General features: G+C 37.9%; 20 protein-coding genes. All 20 read right to left on the reverse strand.

Annotated features, from left to right (window positions below; all coding sequences use genetic code 11):
* Positions 1-82: 82 nt before the first annotated feature.
* The gene (locus MUA90_RS08625) at positions 83-4,390 is read right to left on the reverse strand and encodes a PolC-type DNA polymerase III (RefSeq protein WP_262588825.1); all 4,308 of its coding nucleotides are present in this window, start codon (positions 4,388-4,390) and stop codon (positions 83-85) included.
* 265 nt (positions 4,391-4,655) lie between these two features.
* Complete coding sequence (locus tag MUA90_RS08630) at positions 4,656-6,356, reverse strand: proline--tRNA ligase (protein WP_262586320.1); 1,701 nt, start codon at positions 6,354-6,356, stop codon at positions 4,656-4,658.
* Positions 6,357-6,377: 21 nt separating this feature from the next.
* Positions 6,378-7,667, reverse strand: a complete 1,290-nt coding sequence (gene rseP, locus MUA90_RS08635; RefSeq protein WP_262586322.1) for an RIP metalloprotease RseP — start codon at positions 7,665-7,667, stop codon at positions 6,378-6,380.
* A 190-nt stretch (positions 7,668-7,857) separates the two neighbouring features.
* Positions 7,858-8,640 carry a phosphatidate cytidylyltransferase gene (locus tag MUA90_RS08640; protein WP_105992962.1) on the reverse strand — a complete coding sequence of 261 codons (783 nt, stop codon included), beginning with the start codon at positions 8,638-8,640 and terminating at the stop codon, positions 7,858-7,860.
* Between the two features lie 20 nt (positions 8,641-8,660).
* Positions 8,661-9,428, reverse strand: a complete 768-nt coding sequence (locus MUA90_RS08645) for an undecaprenyl pyrophosphate synthase (protein WP_105992963.1) — start codon at positions 9,426-9,428, stop codon at positions 8,661-8,663.
* 186 nt (positions 9,429-9,614) lie between these two features.
* Complete coding sequence (frr, locus tag MUA90_RS08650) at positions 9,615-10,169, reverse strand: ribosome recycling factor (protein WP_105992964.1); 555 nt, start codon at positions 10,167-10,169, stop codon at positions 9,615-9,617.
* A gap of 18 nt (positions 10,170-10,187) precedes the next feature.
* Positions 10,188-10,910 (reverse strand): UMP kinase, encoded by a 723-nt coding sequence (pyrH, locus tag MUA90_RS08655; RefSeq protein WP_105992965.1) that lies wholly within the window; start codon positions 10,908-10,910, stop codon positions 10,188-10,190.
* Between the two features lie 138 nt (positions 10,911-11,048).
* The gene (gene tsf, locus MUA90_RS08660) at positions 11,049-11,930 is read right to left on the reverse strand and encodes a translation elongation factor Ts (RefSeq protein ID WP_105992966.1); all 882 of its coding nucleotides are present in this window, start codon (positions 11,928-11,930) and stop codon (positions 11,049-11,051) included.
* Between the two features lie 237 nt (positions 11,931-12,167).
* On the reverse strand, positions 12,168-12,950 hold the full coding sequence (rpsB, locus tag MUA90_RS08665; protein WP_105992967.1) for a 30S ribosomal protein S2: 783 nt from the start codon (positions 12,948-12,950) through the stop codon (positions 12,168-12,170).
* Between the two features lie 186 nt (positions 12,951-13,136).
* The gene (gene codY / locus MUA90_RS08670; protein ID WP_114603485.1) at positions 13,137-13,910 is read right to left on the reverse strand and encodes a GTP-sensing pleiotropic transcriptional regulator CodY; all 774 of its coding nucleotides are present in this window, start codon (positions 13,908-13,910) and stop codon (positions 13,137-13,139) included.
* Between the two features lie 33 nt (positions 13,911-13,943).
* Positions 13,944-15,350: an ATP-dependent protease ATPase subunit HslU gene (gene hslU, locus MUA90_RS08675; RefSeq protein ID WP_262586326.1), complete on the reverse strand. Its 1,407-nt coding sequence runs from the start codon at positions 15,348-15,350 to the stop codon at positions 13,944-13,946.
* 80 nt (positions 15,351-15,430) lie between these two features.
* Complete coding sequence (gene hslV / locus MUA90_RS08680) at positions 15,431-15,970, reverse strand: ATP-dependent protease subunit HslV (protein WP_114603486.1); 540 nt, start codon at positions 15,968-15,970, stop codon at positions 15,431-15,433.
* 2 nt (positions 15,971-15,972) lie between these two features.
* Positions 15,973-16,863: a tyrosine recombinase XerC gene (gene xerC, locus MUA90_RS08685; RefSeq protein WP_262586329.1), complete on the reverse strand. Its 891-nt coding sequence runs from the start codon at positions 16,861-16,863 to the stop codon at positions 15,973-15,975.
* Positions 16,864-16,984: 121 nt separating this feature from the next.
* Positions 16,985-18,292: an FADH(2)-oxidizing methylenetetrahydrofolate--tRNA-(uracil(54)-C(5))-methyltransferase TrmFO gene (gene trmFO, locus MUA90_RS08690; protein WP_262586332.1), complete on the reverse strand. Its 1,308-nt coding sequence runs from the start codon at positions 18,290-18,292 to the stop codon at positions 16,985-16,987.
* An 83-nt stretch (positions 18,293-18,375) separates the two neighbouring features.
* Entirely contained in the window at positions 18,376-20,439 is a 2,064-nt protein-coding gene (gene topA, locus MUA90_RS08695; RefSeq protein ID WP_262586333.1) for a type I DNA topoisomerase, read from the reverse strand.
* 142 nt (positions 20,440-20,581) lie between these two features.
* A complete protein-coding gene (dprA, locus tag MUA90_RS08700) occupies positions 20,582-21,472 on the reverse strand; it encodes a DNA-processing protein DprA (protein ID WP_262586335.1) in 891 nt (296 codons plus the stop codon).
* Between the two features lie 226 nt (positions 21,473-21,698).
* Positions 21,699-22,613: a succinate--CoA ligase subunit alpha gene (gene sucD / locus MUA90_RS08705; RefSeq protein WP_114603490.1), complete on the reverse strand. Its 915-nt coding sequence runs from the start codon at positions 22,611-22,613 to the stop codon at positions 21,699-21,701.
* 20 nt (positions 22,614-22,633) lie between these two features.
* The gene (gene sucC, locus MUA90_RS08710; RefSeq protein ID WP_105992976.1) at positions 22,634-23,800 is read right to left on the reverse strand and encodes an ADP-forming succinate--CoA ligase subunit beta; all 1,167 of its coding nucleotides are present in this window, start codon (positions 23,798-23,800) and stop codon (positions 22,634-22,636) included.
* Positions 23,801-24,023: 223 nt separating this feature from the next.
* Complete coding sequence (locus MUA90_RS08715; RefSeq protein WP_262586338.1) at positions 24,024-24,800, reverse strand: ribonuclease HII; 777 nt, start codon at positions 24,798-24,800, stop codon at positions 24,024-24,026.
* A complete protein-coding gene (gene ylqF / locus MUA90_RS08720) occupies positions 24,800-25,669 on the reverse strand; it encodes a ribosome biogenesis GTPase YlqF (RefSeq protein WP_262586340.1) in 870 nt (289 codons plus the stop codon). Before ylqF ends, MUA90_RS08715 begins: the two co-directional genes overlap by 1 nt.
* Between the last annotated feature and the right edge of the window lie 7 nt (positions 25,670-25,676).

Consider the following 25,676-nt stretch of genomic DNA (forward strand, 5'->3'; position numbering starts at 1 on the left):
AAGTTCATTTTTTACGCACTATTATTATAACACAGAGCGTATTGAAATGCCAATTGAAGCCCAATTAACACTTTCTTGGTCATTACATATCAAAAATAGACAATTGTGCTTTATCAGGTAAACCTGGCAATGAACCAAGTTCATCTAAATAATCAATGACTTTTTGAGATAAGCCAGCCTTTTTATTCAAGTCTTCTTTTGAAAGGAACGGTCCTTCATTACGCGCTTCAACAATACGTTTTGCTACGTTTTCACCTAATCCCGGCACTGAAATAAACGGCGGGATTAATGTATCCCCTTCAATAATAAACTCAAAAGCTTGGCTCTTTTCTAAACTAATCGGCTGCATACGGAAACCGCGATGCGCCATTTCATTCATGATTTCAAGCACAGTCAAGACGTCTTTTTCTTTCTTGCCCAGTTCCATATATTTAGAATACATATCTTTAACAGTTGCTTTAATTCCTTCTTTATCTTTAATCATCGTTAATAAATCAAAATCAGAAGCACGAACTGTAAAGTATGACGCATAATAATACAATGGATAATGCACTTTGAAATAAGCGATACGTACTGCCATCAATACATAGGCTGCCGCATGGGCTTTAGGGAACATGTATTTGATTTTCTTACATGAATCCAAATACCAATCCGGTACATCATTGGCCTTCATAATTTCTTCCCATTCTTCTTGCAAGCCTTTACCTTTACGAACTGCCTCCATAATCTTGAAGGCAAGCGATGGTTCTAATCCGGCATACATCAAGTACACCATAATATCGTCACGACAACCGATAACACCAGATAAGTCGCATGTGCCTGAACGTACTAATTCTTGCGCATTGCCTAACCATACGTCAGTACCATGTGATAATCCAGAGATTTGAACCAACTCTGAGAACGTTGTCGGCTTTGTATCTTCCAGCATTTGACGCACGAAAGCTGTACCGAACTCAGGTACACCGAACGTACCTGTTTTACACATAATATCCTCTTCGCTGACACCTAACGATTCTGGCGTACTGAAAATACGCATCGTCTCTTTATCGTCGACTGGTACTGTTTTAGGATCAATACCAGATAAATCTTGAAGCATTCTGATCATTGTCGGATCATCGTGTCCCAGTATATCAAGTTTAAGCACGTTATCGTGAATCGAGTGGAAGTCGAAGTGTGTTGTCATCCATGCTGAAGATTGATCATCAGCCGGATATTGAATAGGTGTAAAATCGTAAATATCCATATAGTCAGGAACTACGATAATACCGCCCGGGTGCTGTCCAGTTGTACGTTTAACACCTGTACAGCCTTTAACTAAGCGGTCTACTTCAGCACCGCGCTTATGAATACCTTGGTCATTTAAATATCCTTTAACATAACCGAAAGCTGTTTTTTCAGCAACCGTACCGATTGTACCTGCACGGAATACTTTATCCTCACCAAACAGCACTTTCGTATAGTTATGGGCCTCTGGCTGATATTCCCCGCTGAAGTTCAAGTCGATATCAGGTACTTTGTCCCCTTTAAATCCTAAGAACGTTTCGAACGGAATATCTTGGCCTTCCTTAATCATTTCAGCGCCGCATTCGCATTTTTTATCTGGTAAGTCGAATCCAGAACCGACAGACCCGTCATTAAAGAATTCGCTTTTTTTACACTTAGGACAAATATAATGCGGCGGTAATGGATTTACTTCTGTAATCTCAGTCATCGTCGCAACGAAACTAGAACCTACAGAACCACGAGAACCTACTAAGTAGCCGTCATTTAGTGATTTTTTAACCAGACGCTGCGAAATCAGATAGATAACAGAGAATCCGTTACCGATGATACTTTCCAATTCTTTTTCAAGTCGGTCAATCACAATTTGCGGTAAATCGTCACCGTATAATTTACGAGCATTGTTATAACTCATTTCACGAATCTCTTCATTCGCACCTTCCATACGCGGTGTATACAATTTATCTTTAATCGGTACGACACGTTCAATCATATCCGCAATTTTATTAGTATTATCGACTACGATTTCTTTTGCTTTCTCTTCGCCTAAGAAATGAAACGCATCTAACATTTCATCTGTTGTTCTGAAATGCGCTTCTGGCAAAGTAGAACGATTCAACGGGTTGCCTGGTTGAGAGGCAATCAAAATTTTACGTGCAATGCCGTCATGTTCATTTAAGTAGTGCACATTCCCTGTCGCAACGACTGGAATATTAACCGCTTCTCCTGCCTTTAACAAACGTTGGTATATCTCTTCCATCGTTTCATTATCGCGGATTAATTCTCTATCGATTAAATCTTGATATAACGCAGGCGGCTGTACTTCAATATAATCATAGTATTTCGCAATACGTTCTACTTGAGATTGATCTTTCTGCATCACTGCAGTAAAGACTTCACCTTCATCGCAAGCAGATCCGATTAATAAACCTTCGCGGTATTCGTCTAATAACGAACGCGGAATTCTCGGTGTACGATAGTAATATGTGACTAAAGACTCGCTGACAATTTTGAATAAGTTCTTAAGTCCTTGCTGGTTTTGAACTAAAATCGTCACGTGGCTTGGTCGTGCACGTTTATATGCATCTTCATTAGATAGAGACTGGTTGATATCTTGATGATTCTTAACGCCTAATTCATCTACTTGTTTCAACATCTTCATAAAGATATAAGCAGTTGCTTCGGTATCATAAATGGCACGGTGATGTTGTGTCAGTTCTACACCGTATTTCTTAGCTAAGAAGTTCAAGCCGTGTTTACCGAACTCTGTGTTAATCGTACGTGATAATTCTAAAGTATCAATAACACCGTTCGTATAATTGCCAAGTCCTGCACGTTCATAGCCTGTATCAATAAAGCCCATATCGAAGGAAGCATTATGCGCTACAAAGATTGCATCTCCGACCCATTCTTTAAATTCTGTCAGTACATCATCTATCTCAGGTGCATCGACAAGCATTTCATCAGAGATATGTGTTAAATTCTTAATCGTTTCAGACAAACGTTCATGCGGATTACTGAAACGTTCAAACTTATCAATGATTTCTCCGTCATGTACTTTGACCGCAGCTAACTCGATAATTTTATCGTACTGGTTAGAAAGTCCAGTTGTTTCGACGTCGAATACAACATAAGTTGCTTCTTTTAAATTGCGGTCTGTCGGATTATAAGCAATCGGTACACCATCATCCACAAGCATACCTTCCATACCGTAAATCATTTTAATGCCGTTCTTTTCTGCAGCGCTGAATGCATCCGGATAAGCTTGTACCACGTTATGGTCTGTCACCGCAATCGCAGGGTGACCCCATTTCGCAGCTTGTGCTACATAATCGCCGATTTGATTAATACCATCCATTTGACTCATCGCAGAATGCAGATGCAGCTCTACACGTTTTTCATCTGCTTTATCTTGTTTAGGTGTCTTTTTGATTTCTTCAATATCAGACATCATCATTACTAAGTCGCGAACGAATGTATCTTCTTCTATACGGCCTTGTGCACGTACCCACTTGCCGACGCTTAACGCTTTGAAGTGATCTAAATCATCTTTGTTTTTACGCGTAAACATTTTCAGCACAAGCGAGTCTGTATAGTCGGTTACTTTCAATTCCACAATATGGCGTCCGCTTTTTAATTCTTTGATATTCATATCAAAGATAACACCTTCGATTGCGACTTTGAATTCTTCTTCAATAATCGAATCAATCGAACGAACATTGTCCACTTGAATTGGTTTACCGATTTGACATTTGTCCACTGAACTTTCGTTATTATCTTGTTGTTTAGCTTTTTCAGCTTTCATTTTTTCTAGTTTTTCTGTCGCTTCTTTGGCACTTTGCTGATCTTCTTCTTGAATATAAGCTTCAAGCGATGCTAATTCATTATCATGATCTGCAATATCTGTTTCAAAGATAATTTTATTAACGTCAAAGCCGCATTGTCTGTATGCTTTGACTAAGCTGCCGTTGCAAGCTTTATGGAAATAATCACGTTCTATATCATTTGAAACCATTACTTTTAATACATTGCCTGACATGATTAAACGTTTTTGTTTTAATTGTCCTTTTACTTTTGGAGACAAGCGTGTTTGATCAATACAATGATTGAAATATTTCATCGCAAATTCATCTTGGCTTTGTGTATCTTCAACCACAAATTGCCAATCAATCGTTGCGATTTCTTTAAATTCTTCAATCAATGCGTGTGTAAATAACATGTAGTCTTCATAAGAGAGGAAACGAGGCAGTGTAATTTGAAAGAGCCATGTGCGTTCTTTTTGCGACACATCAATGCGGTTCAATTCACTTTTTTCTAATATATCTGTCTCCAGCTGATTTGCTATTTTAATCTGATCAGCCAGCACTTTAAATTTTTCTTGATTCGTCATTGCCAAGACAATTACCACCTTAGTTATTATTACATCTTTCATAGGATTCAGGGCTGCAGCTTTGTCAGGGTGTGTACGCATAACACCCATGTTAAACGAAAAATTTGAACCACGTTCTAAAAACGCGGTTGAATTTTCTTACGTTCTGAAGTTCTAAAATATTATACCAAATTTTCATCCATTCTTAAAATCTATGAACTGTTTTGCTATGTATATAACAAAAAAGCCGAAGTACTTATGTACCTCGACCCTTTTATCAATGCAATTAGATTTGTGCATATAAATCTTTAACATAATCAAGCAATTCTGACGCAGCCACTTCGTCGCTGTCGCCTGTATCGCGGCGTTTCACTTCTACAATACCTTCTGCAGCACGTTTACCTACAACAACACGAACTGGAATACCGATAAGGTCTGCATCGTTGAATTTAACGCCTGCACGTTCTTTACGATCGTCATATAACACATCAAAAGAAGACTGCAATTCGCTGTAAAGCTGATCGCCTAATTCACGTTGGTCCTCTTTTTTAGGATTGATTGTGATTAAGTGAACTTCAAATGGTGTTACTGATTTTGGCCAGATAATACCATTGTCATCATTGTTTTGTTCAACGATTGCACTTAATGTTCTTGAAACACCAATACCGTAGCAGCCCATGATTAATGGCTGTGCTTTGCCTTGGTTGTCTAAGAATGTCGCATTCATTGCTTCTGAGTATTTCGTGCCTAGTTTGAACACTTGGCCGACTTCGATACCTTCTGCGAATTTCGCGGCGCCTGAGCCGTCGCTTAATGCTTCACCTTCAAGGATGAAGCGGAAATCTCCGAATGCTTCTACGTTAAAGTCGCGTTCAGGATTTGCATTAATGAAGTGGTAGCCATCTTCATTCGCGCCGACAACTAAGTTAGAAATTTCTTGAATGAAATTATCCGCATAGATTTTAATACCTTTTTCTTGAATCGGTCCGATTGAACCTGGGTTAGCACCGACAAGATTAACAATTTCATCTTGGCTTGCAAGTTCAATGTTGTCTGTACCGAAGTATGCTTTTAATTTCACATCGTTGATTTCATGATGACCGCGTACTAAAACAATAATAAATTCTCCATCTACTTTGAAGACCATAGATTTCGCAATTTGATCAAGCGGACGATTAAGCAGATCCGCTACTTCTTGTGCAGTATGCGCATTAGGCGTTTTTACTTTTTCCAACTCAAGCAATGCTTCTTGATCATTGTTCGGTTCGTAAACAACTTCTGCTTTTTCAATATTAGCGGCATAGTCGCTGTTTTCACTGTATACAATTGTATCTTCACCGATTTCGCTCAGTGCCATAAATTCGTGTGTATGGCTGCCTCCGATTGCGCCTGAATCTGCGACTACCGGACGTGCATTAATACCTGCACGTTTAAAGATTCTGCCGTATGCATCATACATTTCATGGTATGTTTCATCTAATGACGCTTCATCAGCATGGAATGAATACGCATCTTTCATGATGAATTCGCGGCCGCGCAATAAACCGAATCTCGGACGTTTTTCATCTCTGAATTTAGATTGAATCTGGAACAATGTTAATGGCAACTGCTTATAAGATTTTAATTCATCACGTACGATAAAAGTAACAACTTCTTCGTGTGTTGGTCCTAATGCGAATTGGCGGCCGTTACGGTCTGTCAAACGCATTAATTCACTGCCATAAGCATCCCAACGACCTGATTCTTCCCACAATTCTGAAGGCTGCAATGCGGGCATTAAAATTTCTACCGCATCAATCTTTTCCATTTCTTCTCTGATAATTGATGTAATATTGTTCAGTACACGCGTAGCCAGCGGCAAATAGCTGTAAATCCCGCTTGTACTTTGTTTGATTAATCCTGCTTTCAGCAATAACTGATGACTTAAAGCTTCAGCTTCTGCCGGCACTTCTCTCATCGTTGGTATAAATACTTTTGACTGTCTCATAAAACTAAGGTCCTCCGTTTCTTATAAGAAATAACGTTGTATGTCATTCCATGTTACTAATATCATAATAATAATCACAAAAATTGCCCCTGCACCGATAATATAAGTTTCGGCCTTTTTGTTTACAGGTCTTCTGAAGATCGCTTCATATAATACAAAGAGTATTCTTCCGCCATCTAACGCAGGTATCGGCAATAAGTTCATTAATCCTAAGTTGACACTTAATAAGGCTGTCCATCCTATCAAGTTAATGATACCAGTTTTTACGACAGTATCAACATTATGATAGATACCTACTGGTCCATTTAACATGTCAAAGGAGAAGCCGCCTGTAAAGATACTGGCTATCATGCCGACAATCGCTGTAAAGATTAATGTTCCTGCTTTAAAGAATTGTTCAACTCCGGATACAAGCGGTGCTGTTAGCGAAGAATGTTCTTTATCAGGTTGGAAACCTAAGATATAAAAAGTTTCAGATGTCGTTTTGGAAGTTTTCTGTGTTACTTTTTTCGGTTTGAATTCAGCCTTATGCTGCTTACCGTCGCGTTCACGTTCATAAGCAATTGTTATTTTCTTGTCTTTATTTTCCTCTAAAGCATTTTTAATGTCTTTGAACTTCTCGATTTTATGATCACCGATCTGCTCAATTTTATCCCCCGGTTTTAATCCTATTTCTTGTGCCGGCGTATGATCTTCAACAGATTTAATCACATTATTCGGCGTACCTTGATAATAAGCTAAACCGATAAAAATCACGATTGCTAATAGGAAGTTGAATAATGGTCCTGCAAAAAGTGTTAAAAACTTCTGTAATGGATTCTTATGCATAAATTGGCGGTTTCTCGGCGCAATTTGAATCAAACTGCCGTGTTCCACGAAATAAGCTTCTTTCGCAATATGGAAGCGATGACGTTCATCGTCATAAGATGTAATCCCTTCAACATACATTTCATCTTTGAAATCAATTTTCTTCACTTCGATGACTTCTGCTTGTTGGAATTTATGCTGATCATCTAACAGAATATGTGTAATTTCGTCTTTGTCGTTTAATTTGATTTTGACAGACATGCCTGGTTCAACAGGCGCTTCTTCCAGTCCGTCTCCAGCCATGCGGACATAACCGCCGACCGGCAATAGTCGAATAGTATATAATGTTTCGTTTTTTCTAAAACTGAATATTTTAGGTCCCATGCCAATCGCAAATTCGGGACACATAATTCCTGCACGTTTCGCAAAGAACATGTGACCATACTCATGGACTGAGACAATAACACCGAATACGATAATAAAAGATAATAATGTTATTAGCAAAGTTGGCCACTCCTACTTAATAAATTGGTACATCGTCTATGTAACCTTTTTAGTCTTGTTTCTATAGTTTCATAAAATCATTTTAATCAAATTCATCCGAACATACAATGAATAAACGGCATGAAACAGAAAAGAGGCATGCCTCAAGCAAACGATGTAAGATTGTTTGCACTGTCGCATGCCTCACTTTTTAATTTTGCAATAATAGAATATTTAATAATGGTAAGACGAACATAAAGCTGTCGAAGCGATCGAGTATACCGCCGTGACCCGGTAAAATTCTTCCTGAGTCCTTCACACCGAAGTGGCGTTTGAAACCAGATTCTACAAGGTCGCCCAGTTGTCCGAACATACTTAATACGATTGTGATTGCCAGCATCAGCACAATATTAACCGGGAAATCGATAAACATCTGCATGATAACAGGGACTAATAAGCTGCAAAGCACACCGCCGATAAAGCCTTCAATCGTTTTATTCGGACTGATGACAGGCCAAAGTTTATGCTTTCCTAATGTACGGCCGAAAATGTATGCGCCAGTGTCTGTTGTCCATACTACTAAGAATGCAAATAAGATATAAGCTAAACCTTCTTCACGTGTTTCGTAAAGGTACATAAACCCTATTCCTACGTATGCGACAGCCATTAAACAAAAGGCAGCATCTATAAAGCTGAAACGGTTCTTTGATGTCACAGTATAACTTAAAATGACAAAACTCATAATAATGAGCCCTTTTAACTGAACAGCTAATACCCATGAACCTAATCCTTGCGGCAGCATAATTATGACCAGAGCCAGTGCACTGATAATCCCAGGTATAGAAATAAAACGGATTTTATTCATATTTAGTAATTCTTTTAATGCGATAAATGCTAGTAAAAATGAAAAGTACATGAGTACTTGTCCGCCGATGATTAAAATCGGTAAAAAGATGATTAGGGCAATAATTGCCGTGACCGTTCTAACTCTCATATTTTACTCCTACCTTATAATTATAATAGCCCGCCGAAACGACGTTGTCTCTTTTGATAAATCTTAATACAATCATACAATTCATTTTCATCAAAATCAGGCCATAATTTCTGATTGAAAATAAATTCGCTGTACGAAATCTGCCAGATTAAGAAGTTGCTGATACGTTGTTCGCCTGATGTACGAATTAATAATTCAGGATCAGGATAGTTGCTTGTCATCAGATAATCGTGAATTGTTGCTTCAGTGATATCCTCGCTATTATATCCTTGTTTGACCATATCATCAAACATTCGACGAACACTATCGACAATTTCTGCTCTGCCGCCGTAATTGATCGCGAAAATCAATTTCAAACCTTTATTATCAGCTGTCTTTTCTTTAGCGTGGTTGATTGCTTTCAACGTTGATTCTGGTAAATCATCCGTAAAACCGATTGTTTCCACTTTCACATCTTTCTCTATCAACTCAGGTAAAAAGGTTTTTAAGAAATTGACAGGCAGATTCATGATATAGTTTACTTCTTGTTCAGGACGGGACCAATTTTCTGTAGAAAAGGCATATAAAGTTAAATACTTCACGCCTATATCACTTGCTGCTCTTGTAATTTTCTTGATGGTTTGCATTCCCTCATAATGCCCTTTAATTCTTGGCATCTTACGTTTTTTTGCCCAACGGCCATTACCATCCATGATAATCGCTATATGTTCGGGTATATTATGTAAATCTAATTCTGAATGATAATTCTCGCTTTCAGATTGATTTTTATTTCTTAGCTTTTTAAACATGGTCTATCCTCCGAGCTCAATCTATCTCTGTTACATTATAATAGATTATTCATGCAATTATCTATCATTTTATCACACTCGTTAAACGCAATGAATAGAACAATTAAAAAACTGTACCAAAGTCTGAGTTGGTACAGTTTTTGTCACATTATTTTTAACTTTTCCAGTTAAGATAATTTCAATGAATTAAACAGACATAATGTCTTTTTCTTTATCTTCTAATACTTGTTCGATTTCTTTGATAGAATCGTCAGTGATTTTTTGAACTTTATCTGTTAATGTACGTAATTCATCTTCAGAAATGTCGCCGTTCTTTTCATCTTTTTTCAATTCGTCGTTGCTGTCGCGGCGAATGTTGCGGATAGAAACTTTAGCGTTTTCACCCATTTTTTTAACGTCTTTAACTAATTCTTTACGGCGTTCTTCTGTTAAAGCCGGAACAGTAATGCGGATTACTTCTCCATCGCTTGTAGGGTTTACACCTAAGTTAGCTGCGTTGATCGCACGTTCAATATCAGATAATGAAGTTTTATCATATGGTGATACTACTAATAAACGCGGTTCAGGTACGTTGATGCTCGCTAATTGTTGTACTGGTGTTGGTGCACCGTAGTAATCAACATTAACGCCTGCTAATAAGTTAGAGTTAGCACGACCTGCGTTGATTGTAGCTAATTCACGTGATAAACTTTCAACTGATTTCTTCATTCTTGATTTCGTTTCGCTTAAAATGTCACTCATCTTTCTTACACCTCAAATTTATTTAGTTATTGTTGTTCCGATTTCTTCTCCCATTACTGCACGTTTAATATTACCCTCTTCAGTAATTGAGAACACATTCAACGGAATATTGTTATCCATACAGAATGATGCAGCTGTAGAGTCCATGATTTGAAGACCCTCTTGCAGCATTTGAATATATGTCAAATGCTCATATTTTACAGCATTTTCATCAACTTTAGGGTCAGCTGAATAAACACCGTCAACATTATTTTTACCCATTAAAATTACATCAGCTTCTACTTCAGCCGCACGCAATGCAGCTGTTGTATCTGTTGAGAAGTAAGGGTTGCCAATACCTGCAGCAAAAATTACAACACGTTTTTTCTCTAGGTGTCTGATTGCACGACGTCGAATATAAGGTTCTGCAACTTGTTTCATTTCGATTGATGTTAATACACGTGTATCACAGTCAAGTTGTTCTAAACTGTCTTGAAGTGCTAATGCATTCATTACTGTTGCTAACATACCCATGTAGTCAGCAGTTCCGCGATCCATACCTAAGTCGCTGCCAGTTTTACCTCTCCAAATATTGCCGCCGCCGACAATGACTGCGATTTCACAGTCTAATTCTACGACTTCTGCAATTTGTTTTGCAACACTTTTAATAATAATCGGATTAATACCGAATCCTTTATCTCCTGCTAGTGCTTCTCCGCTTAATTTCAAGACAACGCGATTGTATTTAGAAGTTTCAGCCATTTTCTTATCCTCTCTATAGTAAAAATATGTATGTGATACAAGTAAAGAAGACACATAGCGGTACGTCCAATACAAATGTGTGCATTTATATAGATATACAAGGGTGTCTTCTTTCTTGTTCAACATTTTAATAGATTATTATTTCATTTGTCCTTTAACTTCATCAGCAAAGTCTTCGCTACGTTTTTCCATACCTTCGCCTACTTCATAGCGTACAAAGTCAGTTAATTTACCGCCTTTTGATTTAAGGAATTGTTCAACTGTAACGTCTGGATCTTTAACGAAGTCTTGGTCAACTGCACAAATTTCTTGTAAATATTTGCGTAAACGGCCTTCAACCATTTTTTCAACGATTTTTTCTGGTTTGCCTTCGTTTAATGCTTGTTGTTTTAATACTTCTTTTTCGTGTGCAAGTTCTTCTTCGTTTACTTGGTCAGAAGAAACATATTTAGGATTGATAGCAGCGATGTGCATTGCAACGTCTTTAGCAGCTTCAGCATCAGTAGTACCTTCTACTACAGTTAATACGCTGATACGGCCGCCCATGTGTTCGTATGCACCGAATGCATCGTTGTCGCCTTTAGTTCTGATAGCGAAACGACGTAAGCTTAATTTTTCACCGATAGTTGAGATTGCTTTGTTGATACGTTCAGAAACAGTGTCGCCTGTAGCTAATTTTGTTTCTAACAATGCTTCAACTGATTCTGGTTTAGTTTCAAGAATGTGTTGTGCGATTTCTTTAACTAGCTCTTGGAATCCTTCGTTACGTGCTACGAAGTCAGTTTCTGAGTTGATTTCTACGATTACAGCATCGTTGCCTTCAACTCCAACATAAGTGATACCTTCAGCAGCGATACGGTCTGCTTTTTTAGCAGCTTTAGCAATACCTTTTTCACGTAGGTAGTCGATTGCTTTTTCAATGTCGCCATCAGTTTCTACTAATGCTTTTTTACAATCCATCATACCTGCGCCAGTTCTTTCGCGCAATTCTTTAACTAATTTAGCTGTAATTTGTGCCATTCAATTTTCCTCCATTTATATAACATAATATAATCAGTCAAATGTAGTATATCAGTTCTCTGTATAAATATAACTCTATTTGCCCTGCTTTAAACTTGCAATATCTGATTATTCTTTTATTTTCAAAATTCATGCTGTGCACGTCAAGTGCATCAACATAATCTTCAAATTTTATTAATATTATTTTTAAAAAAAGGTGATAAGCCTCTAGATCTTATCACCCATTTTGAATTATTCTTAGTTTGATTCAACAGAAGTTTCTTCAGTTTCTTTTGCTTCACCTTTGTCATCTTCGTTTAAGTCGATGTTTTGTTCAGCAGCTACTTCTTCGTTAGAAACACCTTGTTGACCTTCTAAGACTGCGTCAGCCATTTTGCCTGTTAATAATTTAACGGCACGGATAGCATCGTCGTTTGCTGGAATTACGTAATCAATTTCATCTGGGTCGCAGTTAGTATCAACGATACCTACGATCGGGATGTGTAATTTACGTGCTTCAGCAATTGCGTTGCGCTCTTTACGAGGGTCAACTACGAATAATGCTTGAGGCATTGATTTCATATCACGAATACCACCTAAGAATTTGATTAAGCGGTCGTATTCTTTTTTGATTTCAACTACTTCTTTTTTAGGTAATACTTCGAATAAGCCGTCTTCTTCCATTTTTTCAATTTCAGAAATACGTTTAACTCGTTTAGAGATTGTTTTGTAGTTAGTCAAGATTCCGCCTAACCATCTTTGGTTAACGTAGAATTGACCAGCGCGCTCAGCTTCATTTTTGATAGATTCTTGCGCTTGTTTTTTAGTACCTACGAATAAGACTTTACCGCCGTCTTCAGATACTTGTTTTAAGAAGTTGTAAGCTTCGTCAACTTTTTTCACTGTTTTTTGCAAGTCGATGATATAAATACCATTTCTTTCAGTGAAAATATATTTTTTCATTTTTGGGTTCCAACGGCGTGTTTGGTGACCGAAGTGAACACCTGCTTCTAGCAATTGTTTCATTGAAATTACTGCCATGATTAAAATCCTCCAATTTGGTTATTTTCCTCCATAAACCGCTCATACAAAAACGACGAATATCACATCGCACCCTTTGCATTTCAGCAGTTTATGTGCGTTATCGGCTCTATAGCCGTCATTAAATATAACATATTGCTCTGCATAAAGCAATATTTAAAAGTTAAGTTGTCAGTTAATCAACGATTATTTCGTTTTTTCTAATTCATCTAAGAATTGTTCTTTCTTAACTTTGATGAAAGTACCTTTCATACCAAGTGAACGAGACTCGATCACACCAGCACTTTCTAATTTACGCAATGCGTTAACGATTACTGATCTTGTAATGCCGACACGGTCTGCAACTTTAGATGCGATTAATAAACCTTCTTTGCCGCCAAGTTCTTCAAAGATATGCTCGATAGCTTCTCTTTCCGAATAAGACAATGAATTAATTGCCATGTTGATTGCAGCTTTATCGCGTGCTTCTTGCTCGACTTCGCTGTGTTTTTCACGTAAGATTTCCATACCTAATACAGTAGCCGCATATTCGCCTAAGACTAAATCATTCTCGTCAAAGCCGTCTGTTACACGTCCAAGTACTAACGTACCTAAACGCTCACCTCCGCCAAGTACTGGGAAGATTGTTGTTTTGCTGTCGATAAATGCATCTCTGTTTTCCGGAGGGAATACAGATAACTCATCATCGATTCCGATATTTGATTCAGTTTGTTTAACATCCATTAATTTGTCAGTATATTCAGCTGGGATATGGCGGTCTTCTAACATTTGATTGATTCGACTGTTTTTAAGCAATTCATTTAAGCTTGCGCCAAGAATTTTACCTCTGCGTGAAACAATAAATACGTTTGTTACAGTAACCTCGCTGATTTTTCGCGCAACGTCTTTAAAGTCAACAGCAATTCCTTTATGTTTTTGCAACAGTGTATTCAATTCTCTTGTTTTTGAAAGTAAACTCATTTTTCTTCTCCTTTTGTATTTATAATTATAAGTTTATAAGATAAATGCACTTAAATCTTTATTCATAGAAATAGATTTCAACTTGTCATCAACATATTGTGCTGTTATCTCTACTACCGCATTAGGCATTCCAGGTGCTTCGTAAGAAAGATCTTCTAACATTTTTTCTAAAATCGTGTGTAAACGTCTTGCTCCGATATTGTCAGTATCTTGATTGACTTGGAAAGCAGTTTCAGCAAGACGTGTGATAGCTTCATCTGTAAAGTTGACCGTAACTTCTTCTGTTTGTAATAACGCTTCATATTGCTTGATTAAAGAAAGTTTAGGCTCTTTAAGAATATTCACAAAGTCTTCGACTGATAAACTTTCAAGTTCAACACGGATCGGGAAACGTCCTTGCAATTCAGGAATCAAATCACTTGGTTTTGATACGTGGAACGCACCTGCTCCGATAAAGAGCATGTGTTCTGTGTTCACACTTCCGTATTTGGTTTGTACAACGCTTCCTTCGACAATCGGCAAGATATCTCTTTGTACACCTTGTCTTGAAACATCTTGTCCGCCAGCTTGATTATTGCTTGCTACTTTGTCTATTTCATCAATAAAGATAATACCCATTTGCTCAGCTAATTCCAACGCTTCTTGGTTTGCTGTCTCGTGATCGATAAGTTCATCTGCATAGTTATCTGCTAAAATCTTGCGTGCAGTTTTAACCGGAACTTCACGTTCCACTTTCTTCTTAGGCATTAATTGATTCATCATATCTTGAACTTGTTGATTTTGGTTGGTACCAAGCATACCCATTGCGCCAGGATCTTGGTCCACTTTAATACGTACTTTTTCTTCTTCTAATTCGCCGTTTAATAATTGTCTGCGAATTTCAGAACGTTTTGTTTTAATATCTTCTGTCGGCGGTTCTTCCTCTTCGTCATCATTATTGCCAAAGTTCGGCATCATGCCTCCGAATAATGATTCAAAAGGATTTCCTGCATTTTGATTCGCTTTTTTCTTCATACTTGGTACAAGTAATTTCACTAATTTATCATTTGCTTTTTTGACCGCTTCATCTTTAACTTGTTCTTTCCTGCCGTCTTTAACAAGTCTTACAGCTACATCAACCAAGTCACGCACCATGCTTTCGACGTCGCGTCCTACATAGCCTACCTCCGTGAACTTCGTTGCTTCAACTTTGATAAACGGTGCACCAACGATTTTAGCCATTCTTCTTGCGATTTCAGTTTTACCCACACCAGTTGGACCAATCATCAAAATGTTCTTAGGAACGATTTCTTGTTTTAATTCTTCGTCCAACTGACTTCGGCGATATCTGTTTCTCAAAGCAATGGCTACTTTTTTCTTAGCGTCATCTTGTCCGACAATGTACTCATTGAGTTGAGATACAATATCTTTAGGGGTAAGTTTAATAGCGCTAGCATCCATTCGTTGATCAACCTCCAATATATATTTTACCTTCTTCCCATGAACTGGAAAAAATAGCGTTGTCTTAATGTTTAATGTATTTATAATTCTTCGACAATAATGTTGTCATTTGTGAAGACACAAATCTCTGAAGCGACTTTCAAACTTGAATAAGCAATGTCTTTTGCTTCCATTTCCGTATGGCGTTTCAAAGCACGTCCAGCACTTAAAGCATAGTTGCCGCCAGAACCGATTGCAATTAAATCGTCATCCGGAGCAATCACTTCGCCAGTACCGCTGACAACTAAAATGGCATCTTTATCCATTACAATCAGCATTGCTTCTAATTGTCTGAGCTGTTTATCGCCTCTCCACTCTTGTGCAAGTTCAACAGCTGCTCGTTCCAAATTGCCGCTGAATTCTTGCAATTTCGTTTCGAATTTTTCAAACAATGTAAATGCATCTGCCACACTGCCTGCAAACCCTGCTAAGACTTTTCCGTTATAAAGTCTGCGGACTTTGCGTGCAGTTTGCTTCATAATGACTTGTTGTCCAAGTGTCACTTGACCATCGCCAGCCATTGCCGCATGGCCGTTTTGCCGTACCGCAAATATTGTAGTCGCATGAATTGAATTATTCATTCCTATTTCTCCTTTTTAGCTCGAGGATGTGCATTTAAATACACTTTGCGCAATTGTTGATTAGAAACATGTGTATAGCGGCCAGTCGTCGATAAGTTAACATGGCCGAGCAGTGATTGCACCGTTCTTAAATCTGCACCTTCATTCAGCATATGTGTCGCAAACGTATGGCGCAGCTTATGCGGATGAATATCTGTCACGCCTGCAGTCCGCTTCACTATGTCATTCAATACATAGCGTACACCGCGTTCTGTAATCGGACGTCCGTTCATATTAACCAACAGATAATCATGCGTTGATTTCTTAATCGGCGCAAACTCAGAAAGATAACGTTCGATACTTTCTCTGCACATATTTCCAAAAGGAATAAAGCGTTCTTTATTACCTTTACCTAATACTTTGACACCCGGCGAATTTAAATCTAAATCCTCTAACTTGATGTTCACTAATTCTGAAACTCGAATACCAGTACCATATAATAATTCTAAAATGACACGATCTCGCATACCTTTTGTTCCATCTTCTTCTACGGTTTCAAAGAGTGCACTCATTTCTTCTTCATAAAAGAAGTGTGGTAAGTATTGTTCTTTTTTCGGATGCACGAGTTGAACAAATGGGTTAATAATTGTGTCATCTTGTGTCATCCAATATTCATAGAAAGACCGTAACGTTGAAATTTTACGAGAAACTGTTGTTCTTTTCAAGCCTTTTGAATATAAATATGATAAATAATTTCTTGCATCTTTATATTCGAAAGATTTTAATTGTAAATGCTCTTGTTCTAAAAAGCTGTTAAATTGAATTAAATCATCATGATATGATTTCAAAGTATGTTTAGAAAAAAAGCGTTCAACTTTCAGCATATATAAAAAATTGTCTTGGATTTTATTCAATAAAAACCCCTCCATCATTTGCATTGTAGCATATCGACAGAGGGAGCTGCAGTGATTTAAGTCTCGAAACCGCAAACGTTTTCTAAACACAAATCCATTTTATCAAAATATTCATAATTTATCACAATGTTTGCTTAAAATTCTCTAAATACGTTAACGCACGATTTGCTTGTTGTTCATATCTCTCTTTTTTGTCTTTAATGCGTTTCTCTAATGAAGGCACTAAACCGAAGTTTGCATTCATAGGTTGGAAGTTCTTATTGTTTTTAGCATGTGAAATGTAGTATGCCATGCTGCCGATCATTGTTTCGCGCGGGAAGATGACTTCTGCTTTGTTTTGAAGTTTATGTGCAACGTTGATACCCGCAACTAAACCGCTTGCGGCACTTTCTACATAACCTTCAACACCAGTCATTTGACCTGCAAAGTATACTTTGTCGTGGCCTTTCAATTGATACGTTTCGCTTAATACATCCGGTGAGTTGATAAATGTATTTCTGTGCATAACACCATAACGTACAATATCTACATTTTCTAAACCAGGGATCAGACGGATGACATCTTTTTGTGCACCCCATTTTAAATGTGTCTGGAATCCGACAATATTATACAACGTACCTGCTGCGTCGTCTTGACGTAATTGAACGACCGCAAATGGACGTTTGCCTGTTTTAGGATCTTCTAAGCCGACTGGTTTCATTGGACCGAACAATAATGTTTTGCGTCCGCGTTCTGCCATCACTTCAAACGGCATACAGCCTTCGAAATACTTTTCTTTCTCGAATTCATTTACTGGTGCAGTTTCAGCTTTTAATATTGCATCGTAGAATCTATCGAATTCTTCTTCTGTCATCGGACAGTTCAAGTAAGCTGCTTCGCCTTTATCATATCTTGATTTCAAATACACTTTATCCATATCGATTGTATCTTTTTCAATGATAGGCGCAGCTGCATCATAGAAGTAAAGCTGATCTTCGCCTGTAATGTCTACAATTTCTTTAGCAAGGCCTTCTGTTGTTAAAGGTCCTGTCGCAATAATTGTATAGCCTTCAGGAATTTGTTCGATTTCTTCATTGATAACCGTAATATTCGGATGTGATTTCAACGTATCCGTAATATATCCTGCGAAATCATGTCTGTCTACAGCTAACGCACCGCCAGCAGGCACACGTGCATTATCTGCCGCTCTGATAATCAATGAATCTAAACGGCGCATTTCTTCTTTCAACACACCTACCGCGTTTGTCAGTGAGTTACCGCGTAAAGAGTTTGAACAAACCAACTCCGCAAATTTATCCGTATGATGCGCAGGTGTTTGTTTTACTGGACGCATTTCGATTAAATTCACTTTAATTCCTCTTTGTGCCAGCTGATATGCTGCTTCTGATCCTGCTAGACCAGCACCAACTACATTAACTGTGTCTGTCATTAATAATCCTCCTCAATCAGATGAAAAGAGGCAAGACGCAATTAGCGTAGTGCCGTTTTGTGTCCAACCTCTCAACTCTGGCTTTATTTTTGAACTTCTTCTTTATAATCGCAATTTGAGCAAACCACTTGGCTTGAACGTCCTTTTTTACGTACCACTAAGTGGTGGTCGCATTTAGGGCAATCTCTGCCTACTGGTTTATCCCATGAAATATAGTCGCATTCTGGATAGTTCGAACAACCGTAAAAGATTCTTCCTTTTTTAGATTTGCGTTCAACAACTTCGCCATCTTTGCATTTCGGACATTTTACGCCGATTTCTTTAACGATAGCTTTCGTGTTTCTGCAATCCGGGAAGTTGGAACAAGCCATGAACTTGCCGTAACGTCCCATTTTAATTACCATCGGAGCACCGCATTTTTCACAATCTTCTCCAGCCGGTTCATCTTTGATTTCAATTTTTTCCATTTCTTTTTCAGCACGTTCTACATCATCTTTGAACCCGCCATAGAAATTTGCTACAACATTTCTCCATTTTTCATCGCCGTCTGCGATTTTATCAAGTAATGTTTCCATGTTGACTGTAAATTCGACATCAATGATTTCAGGGAAGTATTCTTTTACTTGTTCATGCACGATTTCACCTAACTCTGTCGGCACAAACCGCTTACTTTCCAATTTAACATAGTTTCGCTTTTGAATGGTGTCAATCGTCGGTGCATAAGTCGAAGGTCTTCCGATTTTAAGTTCTTCCAACGTTTTAACCAAGCGCGCTTCAGTATATCTTGGAGGCGGTTGTGTAAAGTGTTGAGAAGGTTCGATGTTTGTCGCAATGACTGTTTCGCCTTCTTCGATAATCGGCAAGCGTTTATTTTGCTCTTCTTCATCTTTTGATTCCACATATAAAGTCATGAAACCTTTGAATTTGATTGATTGGCCATTCGCACGGAATTTAATATCGTTTTGCTCAATGTCCATCGCTACTGTATCAATTACAGCAGGTGCCATTTGACTTGCGACAAAACGTTCCCAAATCAATTTATACAAACGGTATTGGTCTTTCGTCAAATATGCTTTCATCTCATCAGGTGTACGCAAAGTTTTCGTAGGACGAATCGCTTCGTGGGCATCTTGATCCCCTTGTTTGCCTGATGCCTTGCGATGAGAAATATATTCTTTACCGTATTTTTCAGTAATGTAATCTTTCGTTTCTGCTTTTGCATCTGCAGAGATACGTGTAGAGTCAGTACGCATATAAGTAATCAAACCGACTGTACCTTGGCGTTTTAAATCGATACCTTCATACAGCTGCTGTGCAACCATCATAGTTTTTCTCGTCTTGAAGCCTAGTTTTCTAGAAGCTTCTTGTTGCAAAGTAGAAGTTGTGAATGGATTTGCTGGATTACGTTTTTTCTCTTTGCGTGTCACTTTTGTCACTTCGAAATTCTCGCCATCAAGCTGATCCGTCACAAATTTTACATCATCTTTATTCTTCAATTTATAAGGCTTGTGCTTATAATGAAGGAATTTTGCTGTGAAAGTCGATTTTTTATAGCGGAATTTCCCTTCGATTTTCCAATATTCTTCTGGTTTGAAATTACGGATTTCATTTTCACGATCAATCACTAGACGCAACGCAACAGATTGTACACGCCCAGCTGAAAGTCCTTTTTTAACTTTTTTCCATAATACCGGTGAAATATTGTAACCTACTAATCTGTCTACAATACGGCGTGCTTGCTGTGCATCGACTAGATTACGCTCTAAACTTCTCGGCGTTTTAAAACTTTCTTTTACTGCATCCTTCGTAATTTCGTTAAATACAACTCGGTTTTTAGCATTTTCATCTAATTTTAAAATGTTTGCTAAGTGCCATGCAATTGCTTCACCTTCACGGTCGGGGTCACTTGCTAGGAAGATTTTCTTTGCTTTTTTAGCATGTCTCTTTAATTCAGCAACGACCGGTCCTTTACCACGAATCGTAATATATTTGGGTTCAAAATCATCTTCAACATCTACGCCCATTTGGCTTCTCGGCAAATCTCTGACATGCCCCATTGAAGCGATAACTTTATAACGTTTCCCTAAATATTTTTCAATTGTTTTTGCTTTTGCAGGCGACTCAACTATGACTAAATTATCTGCCAAAGTAGGATCCCCCTTTGCTCCAATTAAATGTTCCTTGTTACAAAGATAAATGATAAACGGTTTATTTTACATTTGTCAATATTTTAATTTACATGAATATCAACGATTGACATCAATATTAGTGATAATTCCATCTATTGTATCACTCAATCTGTTGATAATCTTCAATAATATCTTGTGCACAAAGTACAATCTTTGCACCTTCTTGCGCACGCTTTAAATTACCGCGTGTTAATGATTGAAAGAGACTGCCCGGCAGCACATAAACATTGCGGTTTTGTTCTAAAGCTAAATCCACTGTGATTTGTGCTCCGCTTCTTTCCCTCGACTCTGTAATCATCACACCTTGTGCTAATCCGCTGATAATACGATTGCGTTCTGGAAACTTATATTTTTTCGGCGGATCGCTTGGAATATATTCACTGATAGTTAATCCTTTTCTTTCTATTATAGAACGCACTGCTTTTGTTTCTTTCGGATAATGATGATAATGTCCGAATGCTAAGACACCTATCGTCGGCATATGATGATGCAATGCTGCTTGATGTGCAAAGCAGTCTCCGCCTTTTGCTAAACCGGAAACTATCACAAAAGGATATAAAGATAAATCAGCCATTAATACTTTCAAAACTTTCTCAGTGTATGCGGTAGCTTCTCTGGAACCTACGATACTTAAGTAGTTCTGTCCGCGCAATAAATCTAAGTTTCCTTTGCAAAACAAAATCAATGGCGGATCATAAATGTTTTTTAGCAGTTTCGGATAGAGAGGATGAAAAATTGAAATAATCTCGATGTTTGAGTCAGTTAATTTGCGTCGGATTTGTTCAACATTGAGCGTACAATAGTTGTGATAATAAGTTGCGGCATAACGTGAAGGAGTATGATTTGAAAAATGTCGAAGATTTGTCATTTTTTCTTTAAGAGGCAAATCAAAATAATCGGAGTTGCTGCTTAATAATGCATATATCTGCCTTGTGGAATAGCCGGCAAAGCGTAATTTGAGGAGTTCTGAATCGATTGTTTTATGAGGCATATCTTTCCTGCTTTCTATGTTGTTTGATGTCATTATACATAGAAATCAATATTTCAGACAACACTTTTCTGATTAGAACCTAATGTTAGGAGTTTCTACTATTATATGTAAGTAAAACGATAAATTAATCTATAGCTATAGGAATACTCAAGTATGAAAATGAAAAGACACAGATTTGCGAAACAATGCAAACCTGTGTCTGACTCTCTATTTATTTCAACGCAGCTTATGCGTCTTTTTTAACTGTTAATAATTGTTCGTAGATACCCGCTTCTTTTGCCGCTTCAATTAAAGTTGAACCGATTTCAGAAGGTGTATCTGCTGTTTTAACACCATTTTCATTGAGTGTTTTGATTTTTTCTTTAGCAGTACCTTTACCGCCAGAAATAATCGCACCAGCATGGCCCATACGTTTACCTGGAGGGGCTGTTTGACCTCCGATGAAGCCTACAACTGGTTTAGTCATGTTAGCTTTAATCCATTCAGCCGCTTCTTCCTCAGCAGTACCGCCGATTTCACCGATCATTACAACAGCTTTTGTATCTTCATCTTTATTGAATGCATCTAATACATCGATGAAGTTTGTACCGTTGACTGGGTCGCCACCGATACCAACAGCTGAAGTTTGTCCGATTCCTTCTTCAGTTAATTGATGCACTGCTTCGTAAGTTAATGTACCAGAACGTGATACAACACCTACATGGCCTTTTTTGTGGATATAGCCAGGCATAATTCCGATTTTGCAATCATCTGGAGAGATAACACCTGGGCAGTTTGGTCCGATTAAACGTGTATGTTTATCTTCTAAATAACGTTTAACTTTAACCATATCAAGAACAGGAATGTGTTCTGTGATACAAATTGCTAAATCTAATTCAGCATCTGCACATTCTAAAATTGCGTCAGCCGCAAATGGAGCTGGAACGTAAATTACTGAAACGTTTGCTCCTGTTTCTTTTTTCGCTTCTTCTACAGTGTTGAATACTGGTACGCCTTCAACTACTTGACCGCCTTTACCAGGTGTAACACCTGCAACGATTTGAGTACCGTATTCAAGCATTTGTTTCGTATGGAAAAGGGCTGTAGACCCAGTGATACCTTGTACAATTACTTTTGTGTTCTTATCAACATATACGCTCATCTTAGTGTCTCATCCTTTCCTTAGACTTCTTTGACAAGTTTGACAATTTTTTGAGCGCCTTCAGCCATTGTTGCTGCCGGCTCAATTGCTAAACCTGAATCTTTTAAGATTTGTTTACCTAACTCAACGTTTGTACCTTCAAGACGTACTACTAAAGGCAATGTTAAGTCTACTTCTTTAACTGCTGCTACGATACCTTCTGCGATAATGTCGCAACGCATGATACCACCGAAGATATTTACAAAGATACCTTTAACATGATCATCGCCTAAGATGATTTTGAATGCTTCAGTAACTTTTTCTTTCGTAGCGCCGCCGCCTACGTCTAAGAAGTTTGCAGGATGGCCTCCGAAGTGATTGATTGTATCCATTGTTGCCATAGCTAAGCCGGCACCGTTAACCATACAACCGATGTCGCCATCTAAAGCAATGTAAGATAAATCGTATTTAGAAGCTTCGATTTCTTTTGGATCTTCTTCTTCTAAATCACGGAATTCTAAAATGTCTTTGTGTCTGAATAATGCGTTATCGTCAAAGTTGATTTTAGCATCTAATGCTAAAACATCTCCGTCGCCTGTAGTTACAAGCGGGTTGATTTCAACGATAGAAGCATCTTTTTCGATAAATACATTGTATAAAGCGATTAAGAATTTAGCCGCTTTGTTGATTGATTCTTTTGGAATATTGATATTGAAAGCAATACGACGTGCTTGGTATGGTGCTAAACCAACAACAGGATCGATAGTTTCTTTGAAGATTTTTTCTGGTGTTGAAGCCGCTACTTCTTCAATTTCAGTACCGCCTTCTTCAGATGCCATTAAAGTAACGCGATCTGTCGCACGGTCAATAACGAAACCTACGTAATATTCTTTTTGAATATCGCAGCCTTCTTCAATATATAAACGTTTAACTTCTTTACCTTGTGGTCCAGTTTGGTGAGTTACAAGAGTTTTACCTAATAATTCTTTAGCGTAAGCTTCCACTTCTGATAATGACTTAGCGATTTTAACACCGCCAGCTTTACCTCTACCCCCAGCGTGGATTTGTGCTTTTACAACATAAACATCAGTGTCTAATTCTTTAGCTTTTTCTACTGCTTCGTCAACAGTGAATGCTACACGTCCTTCTGGAACTGGAACGCCCATTGAACGAAAGATTTGTTTTCCTTGATACTCGTGGATATTCATTCTCCATCCTCCTGTTTCTTAGGTTAAGTACACTGTTAATTATAGAAAATGAAAGCGCTATTGTAAACTGAAAGAGGCTTATTTTGTCAATTTTGTTAATTTTTTAATTATCCCTTGAAACCTTGGTAGATATGAGATTGTAACTATTATAGTAGTTTTTCAAATTACTCTGAATATTACACAAGGCTGGCACCAATTTTTACAATTTGCACCAACCTTATTTTCAATCATTTTTAGTTGTAAGTGATTTAATCGGTTCAAAAGATTTTCTGTGTTCTGGAGTAACCCCAAGCTTATCTATTCCTGCTAGATGTGCTTTTGTGCCATAGCCTACATTATGTTCAAAATCATAACCTGGATATTCTGCACTTAATTCACGCATATAAGCATCACGATATTCTTTTGCCATAATACTCGCAGCTGCGATTGAAACACTTTTTGCGTCCCCTTTGATAATCGAAGTTTGCGCAATATCTAATGGCAGCTCCATCGCATCTATCAAAAGATGCGTCGGTTGTTTTGGCAAAGCTTCTATCGCTCGCATCATTGCGACTTGAGTCGCTTGATAAATATTCAAGTCGTCAATTTCTTCAGGTGTTGCCAAACCATAAGCATACGTCGCGTTTTGTTCAAGTGCTGCTTTAAGTTCCAGTCTTTTAGCAGGTGAAACTTTTTTCGAATCATCTAATCCATAATAAGCATGACCCGCGTTTAAGATCTCAGCACATGCGACAACCGGACCTGCTAATGGTCCTCTGCCGACTTCATCGATCCCGCAGATTACAGCTTGTGCATCTTGAGACAATATTTCATTTTCATACTCTGACATCGTTTCATATTTGTCTATCAGTGCTTGTGCTTTTAAGAGTTGTTTCCTGCGGCTTAAAAGCGCTTGTTGTACACCTTTTCTAGTATCTTGGTTCCATTCATGTGCATCCAGTACTTCTATACTGTCAATAGATTGAAGCAAGGCTTTGATTTCTTTAATCGACTGTCCCATTATTTGATTTCATCTGCCATCTCTTTATAAATATCAAAACTTTGTGTACCTAATTTGGCATTTCTGATGTCATTAATCAGCAATTCAATTACCGCTTCATAATCCACTTCATTTCCGCGCTGCAATAATCCGCGTCTGCGTCCTATCGCATCAAACCACTCTAGATTTTCTGCTTCAGCATCCAAATCCACATTATAATGCTTTTGCAGAGCTTCAATTGCATGTGCTTTATAAAACTCTAATCCATAAATCGCAACATCATCCAAATGCACAATACTGTCTTTGATTGCACCTGTTAAGCTTAATTTCTTACCGACAATCTGATCTTCGAATTTCGGCCAAAGAATTCCCGGTGTATCTAACAGTTGAAGCGACTTTCCGACTTTAATCCATTGCTGCTGCTTGGTAACGCCTGGAGTATTACCTGTTTTCGCAATCGCTTTATTTGCTAGTTTATTAATTAAAGTAGATTTCCCTACATTCGGAATACCGACAATCATGGCACGAATTGCTCGCGGTTTTAAACCTTTTGCTTTATCACGTTCGAACTTTTCTTTTGTTGCTTCAATTGCAGCTTGCTCTACTTGTTTTAAACCCTTGCCATGCTTAGCATCTACAGCTACTGGGAAATAACCTTTACCTTTGAAATATTCTTCCCATTTGGCTAATTCATTTAAATTTGCCATATCTTTTTTATTCATAATCACCACACGCGGCTTATTTTGAATAACTTCATCAATCATCGGGTTTCTTGAGCTATAAGGAATACGTGCGTCTACCAATTCAAAAACAACATCAACCTTCTTTAATTGTTCAGACACTTCACGTTTCGCTTTCGCCATATGCCCTGGATACCATTGAATTACCATGATTCAT

This window comes from Staphylococcus sp. IVB6181, from assembly GCF_025561445.1.
In the GTDB taxonomy this organism is placed as follows: Bacteria; Bacillota; Bacilli; order Staphylococcales; family Staphylococcaceae; genus Staphylococcus; species Staphylococcus simulans_B.

Coding starts and splice junctions, on each gene's coding strand:
- MUA90_RS08625 (WP_262588825.1), bottom strand. CDS start 4,390: ATGACGAATCAAGAAAAATTTAAAGTGCTGGCTGATCAGATTAAAATA.
- MUA90_RS08630 (WP_262586320.1), bottom strand. CDS start 6,356: ATGAGACAGTCAAAAGTATTTATACCAACGATGAGAGAAGTGCCGGCA.
- MUA90_RS08640 (WP_105992962.1), bottom strand. CDS start 8,640: ATGAGAGTTAGAACGGTCACGGCAATTATTGCCCTAATCATCTTTTTA.
- MUA90_RS08645 (WP_105992963.1), bottom strand. CDS start 9,428: ATGTTTAAAAAGCTAAGAAATAAAAATCAATCTGAAAGCGAGAATTAT.
- frr (WP_105992964.1), bottom strand. CDS start 10,169: ATGAGTGACATTTTAAGCGAAACGAAATCAAGAATGAAGAAATCAGTT.
- pyrH (WP_105992965.1), bottom strand. CDS start 10,910: ATGGCTGAAACTTCTAAATACAATCGCGTTGTCTTGAAATTAAGCGGA.
- tsf (WP_105992966.1), bottom strand. CDS start 11,930: ATGGCACAAATTACAGCTAAATTAGTTAAAGAATTGCGCGAAAGAACT.
- rpsB (WP_105992967.1), bottom strand. CDS start 12,950: ATGGCAGTAATTTCAATGAAACAATTGCTAGAAGCAGGTGTTCACTTC.
- codY (WP_114603485.1), bottom strand. CDS start 13,910: ATGAGTTTACTTTCAAAAACAAGAGAATTGAATACACTGTTGCAAAAA.
- hslU (WP_262586326.1), bottom strand. CDS start 15,350: ATGGATGCTAGCGCTATTAAACTTACCCCTAAAGATATTGTATCTCAA.
- hslV (WP_114603486.1), bottom strand. CDS start 15,970: ATGAATAATTCAATTCATGCGACTACAATATTTGCGGTACGGCAAAAC.
- trmFO (WP_262586332.1), bottom strand. CDS start 18,292: ATGACAGACACAGTTAATGTAGTTGGTGCTGGTCTAGCAGGATCAGAA.
- dprA (WP_262586335.1), bottom strand. CDS start 21,472: ATGCCTCATAAAACAATCGATTCAGAACTCCTCAAATTACGCTTTGCC.
- sucD (WP_114603490.1), bottom strand. CDS start 22,613: ATGAGCGTATATGTTGATAAGAACACAAAAGTAATTGTACAAGGTATC.
- sucC (WP_105992976.1), bottom strand. CDS start 23,800: ATGAATATCCACGAGTATCAAGGAAAACAAATCTTTCGTTCAATGGGC.
- MUA90_RS08715 (WP_262586338.1), bottom strand. CDS start 24,800: ATGGGACAGTCGATTAAAGAAATCAAAGCCTTGCTTCAATCTATTGAC.
- ylqF (WP_262586340.1), bottom strand. CDS start 25,669: ATGGTAATTCAATGGTATCCAGGGCATATGGCGAAAGCGAAACGTGAA.